At 65.8% G+C, this 13,092-nt stretch carries 17 protein-coding genes and 1 pseudogene; 9 read left to right on the forward strand and 9 right to left on the reverse strand.

What is annotated here, in order from left to right; all coding sequences use genetic code 11:
• Positions 1-3: 3 nt before the first annotated feature.
• The 6 genes from AB4Z46_RS23225 to AB4Z46_RS23250 form a co-directional block, all read right to left on the reverse strand.
• Complete coding sequence (locus tag AB4Z46_RS23225; RefSeq protein WP_442285905.1) at positions 4-990, reverse strand: tripartite tricarboxylate transporter substrate-binding protein; 987 nt, start codon at positions 988-990, stop codon at positions 4-6.
• A gap of 74 nt (positions 991-1,064) precedes the next feature.
• Positions 1,065-1,829, reverse strand: a complete 765-nt coding sequence (cnbZ, locus tag AB4Z46_RS23230) for a 2-amino-5-chloromuconate deaminase CnbZ (protein ID WP_442285906.1) — start codon at positions 1,827-1,829, stop codon at positions 1,065-1,067.
• Positions 1,830-1,945: 116 nt separating this feature from the next.
• Positions 1,946-2,377, reverse strand: coding sequence for a MarR family winged helix-turn-helix transcriptional regulator (locus AB4Z46_RS23235; RefSeq protein WP_442285907.1), 432 nt, complete (start codon positions 2,375-2,377; stop codon positions 1,946-1,948).
• Between the two features lie 46 nt (positions 2,378-2,423).
• On the reverse strand, positions 2,424-3,575 hold the full coding sequence (locus AB4Z46_RS23240; protein ID WP_442285908.1) for a serine hydrolase domain-containing protein: 1,152 nt from the start codon (positions 3,573-3,575) through the stop codon (positions 2,424-2,426).
• A 152-nt stretch (positions 3,576-3,727) separates the two neighbouring features.
• Complete coding sequence (locus tag AB4Z46_RS23245; protein WP_442285909.1) at positions 3,728-4,264, reverse strand: septal ring lytic transglycosylase RlpA family protein; 537 nt, start codon at positions 4,262-4,264, stop codon at positions 3,728-3,730.
• A gap of 190 nt (positions 4,265-4,454) precedes the next feature.
• Positions 4,455-4,724 (reverse strand): helix-turn-helix domain-containing protein, encoded by a 270-nt coding sequence (locus tag AB4Z46_RS23250; RefSeq protein ID WP_442285910.1) that lies wholly within the window; start codon positions 4,722-4,724, stop codon positions 4,455-4,457.
• Positions 4,725-4,752: 28 nt separating this feature from the next.
• Here AB4Z46_RS23250 and AB4Z46_RS23255 point away from each other — a divergent pair, with 28 nt between their 5' ends.
• Both AB4Z46_RS23255 and AB4Z46_RS23260 read left to right on the forward strand, forming a co-directional pair.
• Positions 4,753-5,031, forward strand: coding sequence for a GIY-YIG nuclease family protein (locus AB4Z46_RS23255; RefSeq protein WP_442285911.1), 279 nt, complete (start codon positions 4,753-4,755; stop codon positions 5,029-5,031).
• A gap of 178 nt (positions 5,032-5,209) precedes the next feature.
• Positions 5,210-5,641: a VOC family protein gene (locus AB4Z46_RS23260; protein ID WP_442285912.1), complete on the forward strand. Its 432-nt coding sequence runs from the start codon at positions 5,210-5,212 to the stop codon at positions 5,639-5,641.
• A 111-nt stretch (positions 5,642-5,752) separates the two neighbouring features.
• On the opposite strand, the gene map is transcribed toward AB4Z46_RS23260, so the two are convergent.
• Both map and AB4Z46_RS23270 read right to left on the reverse strand, forming a co-directional pair.
• A complete protein-coding gene (map, locus tag AB4Z46_RS23265; protein WP_442285913.1) occupies positions 5,753-6,544 on the reverse strand; it encodes a type I methionyl aminopeptidase in 792 nt (263 codons plus the stop codon).
• Positions 6,544-6,798, reverse strand: a complete 255-nt coding sequence (locus AB4Z46_RS23270) for a ParD-like family protein (RefSeq protein WP_442285914.1) — start codon at positions 6,796-6,798, stop codon at positions 6,544-6,546. Before AB4Z46_RS23270 ends, map begins: the two co-directional genes overlap by 1 nt.
• A 92-nt stretch (positions 6,799-6,890) precedes the next feature.
• Between AB4Z46_RS23270 and AB4Z46_RS23275 the strand changes: the two are divergent.
• A pseudogene (locus AB4Z46_RS23275) lies at positions 6,891-7,042 on the forward strand (integrase); the annotation flags it as partial.
• Positions 7,043-7,073: 31 nt separating this feature from the next.
• On the opposite strand, the gene AB4Z46_RS23280 reads toward AB4Z46_RS23275, so the two are convergent.
• Complete coding sequence (locus tag AB4Z46_RS23280) at positions 7,074-8,111, reverse strand: AraC family transcriptional regulator (RefSeq protein ID WP_442285915.1); 1,038 nt, start codon at positions 8,109-8,111, stop codon at positions 7,074-7,076.
• A gap of 146 nt (positions 8,112-8,257) precedes the next feature.
• Here AB4Z46_RS23280 and AB4Z46_RS23285 point away from each other — a divergent pair, with 146 nt between their 5' ends.
• Genes AB4Z46_RS23285 through AB4Z46_RS23310 form a run of 6 tightly spaced genes read left to right on the forward strand, consistent with a single transcriptional unit; the run spans position 8,258 to position 13,060 of the window.
• Positions 8,258-8,638: a carboxymuconolactone decarboxylase family protein gene (locus AB4Z46_RS23285; protein WP_442285916.1), complete on the forward strand. Its 381-nt coding sequence runs from the start codon at positions 8,258-8,260 to the stop codon at positions 8,636-8,638.
• Positions 8,639-8,689: 51 nt separating this feature from the next.
• Positions 8,690-9,745: a 3-keto-5-aminohexanoate cleavage protein gene (locus AB4Z46_RS23290; protein WP_442285917.1), complete on the forward strand. Its 1,056-nt coding sequence runs from the start codon at positions 8,690-8,692 to the stop codon at positions 9,743-9,745.
• Positions 9,746-9,757: 12 nt separating this feature from the next.
• Complete coding sequence (locus AB4Z46_RS23295; protein ID WP_442285918.1) at positions 9,758-10,090, forward strand: Rieske (2Fe-2S) protein; 333 nt, start codon at positions 9,758-9,760, stop codon at positions 10,088-10,090.
• A gap of 54 nt (positions 10,091-10,144) precedes the next feature.
• A complete protein-coding gene (locus AB4Z46_RS23300) occupies positions 10,145-11,137 on the forward strand; it encodes a Bug family tripartite tricarboxylate transporter substrate binding protein (protein ID WP_442285919.1) in 993 nt (330 codons plus the stop codon).
• Between the two features lie 23 nt (positions 11,138-11,160).
• Positions 11,161-12,789, forward strand: a complete 1,629-nt coding sequence (locus tag AB4Z46_RS23305; RefSeq protein ID WP_442285920.1) for a 3-(methylthio)propionyl-CoA ligase — start codon at positions 11,161-11,163, stop codon at positions 12,787-12,789.
• Positions 12,790-12,793: 4 nt separating this feature from the next.
• Positions 12,794-13,060 carry a hypothetical protein gene (locus tag AB4Z46_RS23310; RefSeq protein WP_442285921.1) on the forward strand — a complete coding sequence of 89 codons (267 nt, stop codon included), beginning with the start codon at positions 12,794-12,796 and terminating at the stop codon, positions 13,058-13,060.
• Positions 13,061-13,092: the final 32 nt, after the last annotated feature.

The following is a 13,092-nucleotide window of genomic DNA, read 5'->3' on the forward strand; positions in this document are numbered from 1 at the left end:
GCGCTATTGCTTGGCCCAGCCCGAGGCCGCGATGATCGGCTCCCACAGCTTTGTCTCGGCAGCGATGCGTTCGCTCAATTGGGCCGGCGTCGAAGCCTTGGGCTCGAACACGAGGCCGGCCATGCGCTGCTGCACCTTCGGAGCGGCAAGCGCCTTGCCGAGCACCTGGTTGAGGCGCTCGACCGTCGCCTTGGGCGTGCCGGCCGGCGCGAACATGCCGACCCAGAAATCGATCTGCATCGGATAGCCCAGTTCGGCCGCGGTGGGCACATCGGGGAGGATGGACGAGCGCTGCTGTCCGACCATCGCGATGACCTTGAGCTTGCCCGCGCGATCGAACTCCAGGAAGTCACCGAGCGCCGTGATGCCCGCAGTCAGGTGTCCGCCGGCCAGATCCTGCACCATCGGCACCGAGCCGCGGAAAGGCACCGTGGCCAGCGGCACGCCCTGGCGCTTGGCGAGGGCGTCGACCTGGAACTGCGGCTTGCTGCCGGCGGCCGAGACCCCGATGCTTCCCGCCTTGGGATCGGCCTTCGCCGCGGCCAGCAGGCCCGGCAGATCCTTGATGCCGCTGGCCTGACTGACCGCCAGCGCACCTGCGTAATTGGCGACCAGCCCGATCGGCGCGAAGTCGCTCGCGACATTGAAGCCGGGATGGGCGAGCGTCAGCGGGATGATCACCGCCGTGTGGTCGGGCGCGATCATCAGCGTGCGGCCGTCGGGCGCGGCGCGCTTGAGCGCCTGGGCCGCGAGTTGGCCGCCCGCGCCGGTCGGGTTCTCCACCGTCACCGGCACGCCCAGATCCTCGCGCATCTGTTCGGCCACCTGGCGCGCCACGACGTCGATGGTGCCGCCGGCCGGAAAGCCCACCAGGATGCGGATCGGCCCGCCAGGAAACGGGTCTGCCGCCCACGCAGGGGAAGCGGCCGCGGCGACGGCGAGAGCGGCGAGGCCGAGCGTCCGGCGCCGAATGCGGTGGAAGACTTTCATGCTGTTCTCCTGAGAGGGAATGGAAGAGCGGGTGGCTGGCAAGGTTTGCAGGAGCTAGGGCCTGTTCACAGGCCCTAGGCCGCAAGCAGGGTTTCGCGCGAGACGCTGCGTGCGTCGATTTCGATCTCCAGATCCTTGACGGGCGGACGCACCCAGTGCCAACCCAGCCCGCCGGCCAGGGCGCCGCGCTCGGCGAGTTCACGCTGCATGGCATGGTGCAGGTCATGCACGGTATAGAGGCGAGTGTCGGCCACGTCGGCCCAGTCGATGCCCATCAGCGCGAAGCGCGACTCGAGGTCGCCGAGGGCGAAGCGCAGCTTGTCGCTCAGCGCCTGCGCCGAGGTCTCGCCGAGGCGAACAATGTTGTCGCGGTACCCGGGGCGGTCCGGGCACTCGGCGGCTCCGGAGGTCACGAAATCCCGTGTTCCGACTGAGCTCGGTGCGCGCAGCGTGTAGCTGAACGCATGGAAGCTGGGCTCGCGCGGGGCGTCGAAGGCCGGCACCAGATTGCATCGCGCCACGGGATTGACGTCGTCCTTGAAGAGCCCCCACTCGGCAAGCGGCCCGACGTAGGCACGGTTGAAGGCGATGAAGGTCGGCTCATCCATCGGCACGGGCGAGCGCAGCTCGCAAGCGCACAGCGCGGTCAGCGGGCGCCCCAGAGAGGTCAGATGCGCCCGGATGCGGGCGAAGCCCTCGGCCAGCGCCACGGGCCGCCGAAAACGAGCGCGCTCGATGATGTGCCCGTCATCCGCGATCACCGCCGCCGAGTACTGGAAGCCGCCGGAGAGGTAGTGGTAGTTGCCGGCCGGAAACGCGATGGTCTGAGTCTGGGTCATGAGCTGCAACGCCTATTTACTACGTATTCGTAGTATTAAAAGGCCAGACACCAACGACACTCATAGAGAAAACCCTAGTGGCGGTTCAGCGGCGAGCCAGGACCTGTGAACGGGACCTAGTCGCCGAAGCCAAGCATCTTGCGCAGCAGCGCGATCAGCTGCTTTCGCTCGGACGCACTGAGCCGGCTTGCCAACGCGTCGCGGTAATCGAGCGCCTTGGTCGTGGTGTCCGCGAGCGCCTGCTGGCCCTCCTGCGTCAGGGAGAGACAGAAGCTGCGCGCATCGATGCTGGATCGCTCTCGCCGCAGCAAACCCTTTGACACGGTCCGCTGCACTAGGTCGCTGCAGGTGTTCAGATCCAATCCGATGTCCTGTGCCACTTCACTCTGAGAAGCGCCCGGGCGCTGGTCGACCGCGACCAGCAATGCAAGTTGGCGAGAGGTCAGTGCGGTGCCGTAGATCTGCGGAAAAAGAGCGTCGGCCTCGAAGTGTGCCCGGCGCAGGAGATGAGGCAGGTGATGTAGCAGCTTGAAATTCGATCTCGCCATTGCAGAGTGCAGTCCAGTTGAAAGCTTGCTTCGTGCCTGCGCGAGCTCAGGCCGCGGGCACGGCGGCGCCTACCTGCTGGTACACCGCGGTCTCGAAACCCATGAGTGTCTCGATGACGGGCATGTCGAAGAAGGGCAGCAGCTGCGTCATCAGGACTCCGCCGATGCCTTTGGCGCGGTCGATCCAGTAGTACGAATTGAAGACGCCCGCCCAGTCGCCGGTTCCGTTGCTGCGCATGCCCGGCAGATCGGCCAGCGTGAGATGAAAGCCCAGGCCCCAGCTTTGCGGTACCGGAAGCGCGGGCACGTCGTTCGACAGCTCGGGCACCGTCGACTTCAACAGCGCCGGCAGCTGGATCTGGCCAAGGTGGTCTTGCAGCGCCATCTGCACTGTGGCGGGCTTCAGGATGCCGGCGCCGTCGTTCAGCCAGGCCTGCACGAAGCGGCCATAGTCCTGCACCGTTCCGTAGGAGCCGTGGCCGGCGGCGTCCCATTCCGAGGTGGGCGGCAAGTCGAGCGACGACGGCGCGAGCCTGCCGTCGCCTTGGCGTTGCATCACGCGCAGCAGCCGTTCGCGCTGTTCGGCGCTGGGCGCGAAGGTCGAGTCATTCATTCCCAGCGGCCCGTAGACGAATTGCCGCAGGTAGCTGCCGAGGCTCTGCCCCGAAAGCGCCTCGACGATGAGTCCCAGCCAGTCGGTGTTGACGCCGTACTCCCACGCGGTGCCCGGGTCGTTGACCAGCGGCACCGACAGGCTGCGCTTCAGGCCCGACAGAGGGTTGGGCTCGCCCGTCAGCGCGTGGTACCGGAGCAGCTTCTCGTTGAGGAAGAAGTACCCCAGGCCGGCCGAGTGCGTCATGAGCTGGCGCACCGTGGCCTTGCTGGCCGGCGGCCGAAGGCGCGGCTTGTCGCCATCAAAGCCGTCCAGCACGGACAACCGACCGAACTCCGGCAGGATGGATTCGACGGTGGCATCGAGGCTCAGCCGCCCCTGCTCCACGAGCTGCAGCGCCGCCGTCGTGGCCACGGCCTTGGTCATCGACGCATTGCGGAACAAGGTGCGCTCGCTCGCCTCGCCGGCGGCATGGTGAAACAGCTGGCCGTTGCGGTCGACCACCACCGCCGCAACGCCGTGCAGGGCGCCCTTCGATACAGCTGTGTCCAGCAATGCCACGATGGCCGAACCGTTGAATGCCATGATCGCCTCCGATGTTCAGGGTGGTGGAACCGTGCGCGGGATTTTTGCCGCCACGGGCCGGACATTCTGCGCCAAACAAGTCGGGCCGCGCCATCCGGGGCAGTGGGCGGCGCAACGCCTGCGCCCGCCGCTGAGCTCGGGACGGGCATTCGTCATCGCGTCGCCGCCCCGCCGGGCTTCGCTTCATCGGGCTGCGGTATCGACAGTGGGGTGACTTCGACCTGCGCGAGGCCGTCTTCTCGCGAAATGCCGATCTCGCGTGCAGTGGCGGGTGAGAGATCGACGATGCGGCCCTTCACGTACGGACCACGATCCTGGATGGTGACCACCGCACTGCGCCCCGTCTCCAGGTTGGTCACCCTGGCGGTGGTTCCGAGGGGCAGCGTCTTGCTCGCGGCGTTGTCGTCGCGCGGGTCCATGCGGGTGCCGTCGGCCATCTTTCGGCCCGTGAATTTGTCAGCATAGAAGGACGCCTTTCCGACCTGCTTGCTGCCGCTGCGGTCGAGGCCGGGCTTCGCTGCCGAGGATGGTTTCGGCGCGGGAGTCGGCACCGTCGACGCCCCGCGCGACGAATTCCCATCCGGGGCGGAGCCTGGCGCAGCCCGGTTCCCCGGCGTGGGAGCAATCGCGCAGCCGGAGAGCGCGCATGCGATGGCCGTGAGCGCCGCCAAGGCCAGCTTTCGGATCATGGCAGTGTGTCCCCTTGCGAACGGTGTCGATGGAAGCAGCGTGTGCTGTCCGGCGCACCCAGCGTGTCGGACGCCGCCGATTTGCCTGGCGGAATCCACCGGGCAGGCCTGCGGGGCAGAACCCATGGCGGCAGCAGCAGGCTCCGATCGAACGTCGCGTTGCCTGCGCGCACCTAGGAGGTGAACCCCCTCACGATGCGGGCGGGCCGTCGTCCGGAGGCTGCAGCCTGGTCGTGATGCCGTAGAGCGCAAGCAGGCCCAGCACGTGCCCGATCGCGACGCCCGGCTCGCCCGATTCGATCCGGGCGATCGTCTGGACGTGCACACCCAGCCGGGCGGCAGCCGCGGCTTGGCCCTCACCGGCATTGGTGCGTGCCAGCCTGGCCGCCGCACCCATGTCCTTGATCGCCTGAAGGGCGTCGTTGCCGATGTCTACCGAGATGCGCTTGCCTTGGGCCATGCGCGGATTGTCGCTGCACAATCCGGCCGTGCCTCGAACCTTGCCCGAACCGCAGCCCACGCCCTACTGGCTCTACCTCCTGGAATGCGAGGGCGGCGTGTACTACGCGGGCATCGCGCTCGACGTGGAGCAGCGCTTCTTTCAGCACGTCTTCGGACTGGGCGCCAAGTTCACGCGCGCTCGGCCTCCGGTGCGGGTGCTTGCAGCCCGCAAATACGCCAGCAAGGGCGATGCGTTGCGGGCGGAAATCAGGGTCAAGGCCCTGCCTCGCGCCAGGAAACTTGCCTTCTTCAACGTTGTGGCGTAGCCGGGCTCTGCGCCCAGGCAATCCCGTGCCGATGGCCTTCGCAGCCGCACCCCCGTCTGGGCGGTTCGGGCGTCCGCCGCAGGCCCGGTTAGGGCCCGAAGCTCCCGGTAGCCGACAGGCTACAGTCGGCCAACACCCGACCGTCGAAGCTGTTCTCCAAATTGCCTGAGGAGCCAACGTGTTTTCCCATGTCTTTGTCGGCGTCAGCGATTTCGAGCGCGCCTTGCACTTCTACGGCGCAGTGATGGACAGCCTCGGTGTCGAGCTGCGCTTCTGCGAGCGAGAGAGGCCGTGGGCTGGCTGGCACAGCGCAGGAGGGGCGCGCCCCTTCTTCGTCATTTGCAAGCCCTATGACGGACAGCCGCACCACCCTGGAAACGGGCAAATGGTTGCCTTCGCAGCGGCCTCCAGGGCGGTCGTCCGCGCGTCGTACCAGGTCGCGTTGGAAAATGGCGGCGAATGTGAGGGCCCGCCTGGGCTGCGCCCGCAGTACCACGACAACTACTACGGCGCGTATTTTCGCGACCCGGACGGGAACAAGCTCTGCGTTGCCTGTCATGCCCCGACGCTCGACGGTGCATGCTGCCCGACGCGCGAGCATGGGCAGTGACCGGAGGCCCGGATGCCTTCGACAGCAGCGCCCGCGTGAACGACACAACCATCAACTACCTGTCCGCATCGCTGCCGTTGTCCAACGGCCAAGTCTCGCCCGAACTGAGCGTCAAACCGGCGCGTAGGCTCCTGTGCCTCCCGGCCAAGCCGTAAGCACGTCATATCCCTCGGGTGTCACAGCGACCATGTGTTCCCACTGGGCGGACAGAGACCTGTCCTTTGTCACGACTGTCCACCCGTCGGGCAGTTGCTTGGTTTCGCGTTTGCCTGCGTTGAGCATGGGTTCGATGGTGAAAACCATCCCCGGTTCCAACTTGAGCCCTTCCCCGCGCCGCCCGTAGTGCAGCACTTGCAGTTCCTCGTGATAGACCTGACCAATCCCGTGCCCGCAGTATTCGCGCACCACGCTGAAATGTTCACGGTGAGCGACTGACTGGATGGCATGGCCAATATCGCCGAGAGTCGCTCCAGGCTTGACCTGCCGGATTCCCGCCAGCATTGCTTCGTAGGTCGTCTCGACCAGGCGCCGAGCCAACACACTGGGGGCTCCGACGAAGTACATGCGACTGGTGTCGCCGAACCAGCCATCCTTGATGACGGCGACATCGATGTTGATGATGTCGCCCTTCTTCAGAATCCTGTCGGGCGAGGGGATGCCGTGACAAACAACCTGGTTGACCGAGGTGAGGATGGTCTTCGGATACCCGAGATACCCCACGTTGGCTGGAATGGCGCCCTGGACATTCACGATGTGGTCGCGGCAGATTCGGTCGAGCGTCTCCGTGCTCACCCCCGGCACCACGTAGGGCGCGACCATGCCGAGAACCTCTGCGGCAAGCCCGCCGGCCCGCCGCGCCATCCCTATGTCCTCGGCGGACTTGATGGAAATGCCGCGAGCCACTAGTGTTTTCCAGTGGAGGATGCGCGGGGCTTGCCCGGTTGGGCTGTGACAGCCCGGGCGATGTCCAGGCCCCCTGCGAGTTCAGCCCGTATCAGCAGTTGGCAGATTTCTCGGTGGTCCAACTCCGGGTGCATTTCGGTCAGCATTCCGACTCGCATCCAATGCTCTGCCTGTGCATTGATAGACCTGCTGAGGGCGTTCCCCACCACTCGCAGGTTCTCGTGCATCAGGTCCGAGATTTTGACGATTCCCATCAGTGACCTCTATATGAAACGTACACGAAGTATATATGTTTCGTATGGGCCCAGCGTCGCCTTCGGGTGCGCGATGTCTTCAACGGTGAGCGCACGGCGGCCCGCGGACGAAGGCGTCGTTGATTTACCGGCGCACGAAGAACCTGCGTGCCGTGCAGCTCTTGCTCGGCCACAGCAAGCTGAAAGCACGGTGCGCTATTTGGGCATCGAAGTCGAGGATGCGCTGGTGCTGGCGGAGCAGACCCTCTCAAAGATGTACTCGATTCGAAACTGCATCAGCGTTTGTGTCCCTCTGGCCGATCGGGTCGTTCCGCACCGTCGTGCATGCGGCGTCGCAGTCCGGCAACCTCGCCGAACTGCTGCTTGTACCACCGCGAGAAAGCGCTCAACGCAGAGAATCCGAGCAATTCGGCAACCTGCGACAGCGGCCGCGTGCCGTCGTCGATGTAGTGCGCGGCCAGTTCGCGACGGATGGCATTCACAACCTCCCGGAACGCCGTGCCCTCCCGTACCAGACGCCGATGCACGGTCTGCCGGTCGACGCCAAGCTGCTGCGCCACCTGCTCGATCGAGCATTGGCCCGAAGGCAGCAGCACCAGCAGGATGTTGCGCACGCTGTCGACCGCGCTCGTGCGCGCTGAACCGGCGGAGGCTTCGAGAACCTGCCGCGCATAGCGCGCCATCACCGCGTCGGCCATCGGGTTCGGTGCATCCAGGTCGCTCGTCGTGCAGACGAGCCCGTTGAAGTCCTGGCCGAAGTAGACGCCGTACCCGAAGATTCGAAAGTGCAGGCTCGGATCGCGCGGCGGCGAGTGCGAGAAGCAGACCCGCAGCGGGTTCCAGGCCGGCCCGAGGAAGAACTTCAGATTCCGAAACATCACCCCGACAAGCAGTTCCGTCGACTGACGCGATGAGCCGCTCTGGCCCACGAGAAACTCCTCCCGCATCACGGCGATGCCATTGGCCTCTTCAAGCTCCACGAACAGCGATTCGTTGAGCACGTGGCTGTAGCGCATCATCGCCCGCACGACGCGCCGCACCGTCGGTTCCTCGCGCGCTACCAGCGCCACGGCGCCGAGGTTCGACAGTTGCCGCGTCTCGGCCATGCGCAGGCCGAAGTTGTCCATGCCGCTGGCGATCGCCGAGTTCTCGAGCAGGTCTCGAACCGCCTGGCTCGGAATGCGCATGTCGGGATCGTGGAGGCAGCCCGGATTCAAATCGACCTCGGCCAGCAAGGCCAGCGGATTGATTCCGACCGCACGCGCGATCTCGGAATAGTTGGTCAGGCTGGCACTGCGGACGAGGTTCGACATGGCGTTAACGCGGCGTGTCACGTCAGGTTAAACAACTGTCACAGCGGGTCAATCGGCATCTCCCCTTGCCCGGAACAATCAGTTTTCCGAATCAGCTGCAGACGTGAAGGCCACGGGCAGCGACAACCTCAAGGAGACACGACCCGATGGACCGCGACAACGTACCTGCACCCACACCGGTTTGCGACCGCCTGCGCGAGAGCGGCAACTGGAACCCCAACTGGGAACCTTCTGCCGAACTCGACCCCGCCTGGACCGAGAAGTTCATGGCGATGGGCATCACGCCCATGGTCTCGGGCGTGCTCGATGCGAAGACCATCGAGTTCATCTCCATCGCCGTCGACGCCTCGTGCACCCACATGTACGCACCGGGTGTGCGCCGCCACATCCGCAAGGCGCTGGAGCTGGGCGCCACCAAGGAAGAGATCACCGCGGTGCTGCAGTGCGTAAGCGTATTGGGCATCCACACCATGAGCATCGCCGCGCCCATCCTGCTGGACGAACTGGCGTCCGTATCCACGCGCTGACCGGCTGCCTCCAGCACCCGAATCTCTGAACCCCAAGAAGGACAAATCATCATGCAATTCTTCGACGACTCCCTCCTCCCCGAAAACCAGCAACCCCTGGTCATCCAGGTCGCGCCCTATGGCCCCCAGTGGGACGCCAGCGACTCCGACGACATCGCCGTGTCGATGGACGACCAGGTCCGGAAAGCGGTCGATTGCTGGAACGCCGGCGCGACCGTGCTGCACGTGCACGTGCGCGAAGAAGACGGCAAGGGCAGCAAGCGCCTGTCCAAGTTCAACGAGATGCTGGCGCGCCTGCGCGAAGCGGTGCCCAAGATGATCCTGCAGGTGGGCGGCTCGATCTCCTTCGCGCCCGAGGATGACGGCCAGGCAGCAAAGTGGATGAACGATGACACGCGCCACATGCTCACCGAGCTGAACCCGCGTCCCGACCAGGTGACCATTGCCATCAACACCTCGCAGATGAACATCATGGAACTGATGACCGAGGCCGATGTCGCCGGCACGTCGCTCGCCAATCCGGCATTGCAAGCGGCCTACCGCGACATGATCGTGCCCTCCAACCCCTCCTGGCACGAGGAGCACCTGCGCCGCCTGGTGGCCAACGGCATTCAGCCGCACTTCATGCTCGCCCATCTGTCCCAACTCGAGACGGTGGAGCGACTCATTCGCCGCGGCGTGTACATGGGCCCGCTGATCCTGAACTACGTGGCGATCGGCGGCGGTGCGGCGGGCGTCAACCCGGCCGACATGATGGAGTTCGTGCGCCGCACGCCCGACGGCGCGACGCTGACGATCGAGACGCTGAACCGCAACGTGATTCCCCTCAACACGATGGCCATCGCGATGGGCATGCATGTGCGCGTGGGCATCGAGGACACGCTGTTCGGGCCGACGGGCGAGCGCATGAGCTCGGTGCAGCAGATCGAGGCCATGGTGGCCATCGCGCGGGTTCTCAACCGCGACATCGCCAGCGGCGACGACGCGCGCAGCATCTACAGGATCGGCGAAACCTACCGAAACACCGACGAAACGCTGGCGCGGATCGGATTCGCACCAAACCGGGCGCCGGGCCAGCGCGGCGTGCCGATGCGCGTGGCCGCCTGAGAAGGAAGCGGTATGTCGATCACTCAAGCGTGGACCGACCTGCTCGGAGAGCACGAGCTGGCCGAACGGGGACGCTGCTTTGCCCGCCGCGACGGCCACGAGATCGCGCTCTTTTGCATCGAGGACACCGTGCACGCGATCGCAGACAGCTGCCCGCATGCCGGCGCGTCGCTCGCCAGAGGTGCTCTCGAAGGCACGACGATCCAATGCCCCGCGCATGGCCTGCGCTTCGATCTTGCAAACGGGTGCAGTCGCGGCGCAGGTGGCGGGCTCGCTGTTCGCACCTACCCCGTGCGCGTGCTGGACGGCCGCGTCGAGGTCGACTTCGGCGAAGCAGCTCACTGACGCCGGGCCCACCCTGGCGATTCGCACAACCATTCCATTTTTCGGAGACACACGATGCAACAACTCAAGAACCCCCTGCGCCGCGCCATGCTCGGCACCCTTGCCGCCGCGTCCCTGCTGGCCATGGCACCCATCGCACTGGCCGAGAGCTGGCCCAGCAAGCCGATCCGCCTTGTCGTCGGCGCGCCTCCGGGGGGCACCTCCGACATCGTCGCGCGCACATTGGCCGAAGGCCTCGCGCCACTGCTCGGCCAGCCGGTGATCGTTGACAACAAGGCCGGCGGCATGGGCGCCATCGGCCTCCAGGACCTGCTGCAATCACCGCACGACGGCTACACCTTCATGGTCGGCGTCAATGGCCTGGTCACCGAGATCCCGCATGTTGTCAAGACCCGCGTCGACATGTTCAAGGACGTCAAGCCTTTGGCCCAGCTCACCCAGACCGGCCTGGTGCTCGTTGGCAATCCCTCGCTGCCGGCATCGAACCTGAAGGACGTCATCGCCTATGTGAAGGCTCATCCCGGCAAGGTGAGCTACGCCTCGTACAGCAGCGGCACGATGTCGCACACGATGGGGCAGGAGTTGAACAAGCTGGCCGGCCTGGACATGACGCATGTGGGCTACAAGGGCTCGCCGCCCGCACTCCAGGATGTGATGGGCGGCCATGTGGCGCTGATGTTCGACGGCCCGGCGACTTCTGTTCCGCTGATCAAGGCAGGCAAGCTGAAGGCCTTCGCGGTCGGCGCGCCCAAGCGGCTGGCTGCCCTGCCCGACGTGCCTACCTTCGCCGAACTCGGCTACCCGAAGATCGGCGACGTCGCCTGGATGGGCTTGTGGACCAAGCCCGACGTTCCGGCCGAAGTGCAAGCCAAAGTCCGCGAGGCCACGCTGAAGGTGCTCCAACAGCCGAAGGTGATTGAGCGCTTCAGGGAACAAGGCCAGGACATCGGCCTGCCGCTGACGCCCGACGAGCTGTCGAAGTCGCTGCGTGCGGCGTCCGACAGGCACGCCGCCAACCTGAAGGCCATCGGCTTCCAGCCCGAATGAAAACGAATCGAGGAACACGCATCATGAACGGACAGATGATGCAGCAGCCGCTGCTGATCTCCACCCTGCTGACGCATGCCGAACGCCACCACGGCGAACAGGAAATCGTCTCGCGCCGGGTCGAAGGCGACATCCATCGCACCACCTACCGAGAGCTCGCCGCTCGGGCGCGCCGCGTGGCCAACGCGCTGGCGCAGCGCGGCGTCGCGTTCGGGGACCGCGTCGCCACGCTGGCGTGGAACGGGTACCGCCACATGGAGCTGTACTACGGCGTCTCCGGCTCGGGCGCAGTGTTGCATACGCTCAATCCGCGCCTGCACCCCGACCAGGTGGTGTGGATCGCCGACCACGCCGAAGACCAGATGCTGTTCTTCGACCTGAGCTTCCTGCCGATCGTCGAAGCAATCGCTTCACGCGTGAAGACGATCAAGGCCTTCGTCGCGATGACCGACCGTGCCCACATGCCGGCCTCGACCAAGGTTCCCGGCCTCCTGTGCTACGAGGAACTGCTGGCCGGCGCGAGCGATCGCTTCGACTGGCCGAGCTTCGACGAGAACACCGCCTCGTCGCTGTGCTACACCTCGGGCACCACCGGCGATCCGAAGGGCGTGCTGTACAGCCATCGCTCGACATTGCTGCATACCTACGCCGCGGCGCTGCCCGACGCGCTGAACTGCTCGGCGCGCGACGCCATCCTGCCCGTGGTGCCGATGTTCCACGTCAACGCCTGGGGCTTGCCGTATGTAGGGTGCGCGGTCGGCGCCAAGCTCGTCTACCCGGGCCCGTACCTCGACGGCAAGAGCCTGTACGAATTGTTCGAGGCCGAGGGCGTGACGATGTCCGCGGGCGTTCCCACCGTCTGGCAGGGCCTGCTGGCACATGTCGAGTCCAACGACCTGACATTCAGCACCATGCGCCGCACCGTGATCGGCGGCTCGGCCTGCCCCCCGGCGATGATGCGCGCCTTCCAGGAAGGCCATGACGTGCAGGTGCTGCATGCCTGGGGCATGACCGAGGTGAGCCCGCTGGGCACCGTCTGCACGCTCAAGCCGGCGCAACTGGTGCTGGGCAGCGAAGAACGGCTTGCGGTCCAGTCCAGGCAGGGACGCGCCGTGTTCGGCGTCGACCTCAAGATCGTGGACGCCGACGGCAAGGAGTTGCCCTGGGACGGCAAGACCTCGGGCGAGTTGCTGGTGCGCGGCCCCTGGATCATCGCCAGCTATTTCAAGGGTGCCGGCGGCAACCCGTTGGTGGACGGCTGGTTCCCGACTGGCGATGTCGCCGTCATCGACGCCGATGGCTTCATGCAGATCACCGACCGCGCCAAGGACGTCATCAAGTCCGGCGGCGAGTGGATCGGCTCGATCGACCTGGAGAACATCGCGATGGCACACCCCGCCGTGGGCATGGCCGCCTGCATTGCTGCATCCCATCCGAAGTGGGACGAGCGCCCGCTGCTGGTGGTGGTGAAGAAGCCCGGCGTCGAGGTCACGCGCGAGGAACTGCTGGCCTTCTACGACGGCAAGATCGCCAAGTGGTGGACACCCGACGACGTGGTCTTCAGTGACTCGATCCCGCTCGGCGCGACCGGCAAGATGCTCAAGCATCGCCTGCGCGAGCAGTTCAAGGACCACCGGCTGCCGACCGCCTGACGCCATGACCACACTCACGATCGGCGCGTTTCCCGGGCGCGTGCGCTTGCCGCTTGCTGTTTCCAGGCTGCTGGCCTGTGTCGTGGTCGCTGCGGCCTCCACCTTCCTCTCGGAGCACTATGGTGCCCCGGTGATGCAGGACCTGGCAGAACTTGCCATGACTTCGGTTTTTCCTGGGAGCGTTGCGATGGCGTCGACCGACGCCAAAGCCGACTATGTTGGCAACCCTCTGCGCGATCACGTGGTTTCCACCGCATCGGATAGGGCCTGACGCGCGCTCGGCAGCACGACGCCAGAGCGGCA

The sequence above is a fragment of the Variovorax sp. M-6 genome (assembly GCF_052114385.1).
Classification (GTDB): domain Bacteria; phylum Pseudomonadota; class Gammaproteobacteria; order Burkholderiales; family Burkholderiaceae_C; genus Variovorax.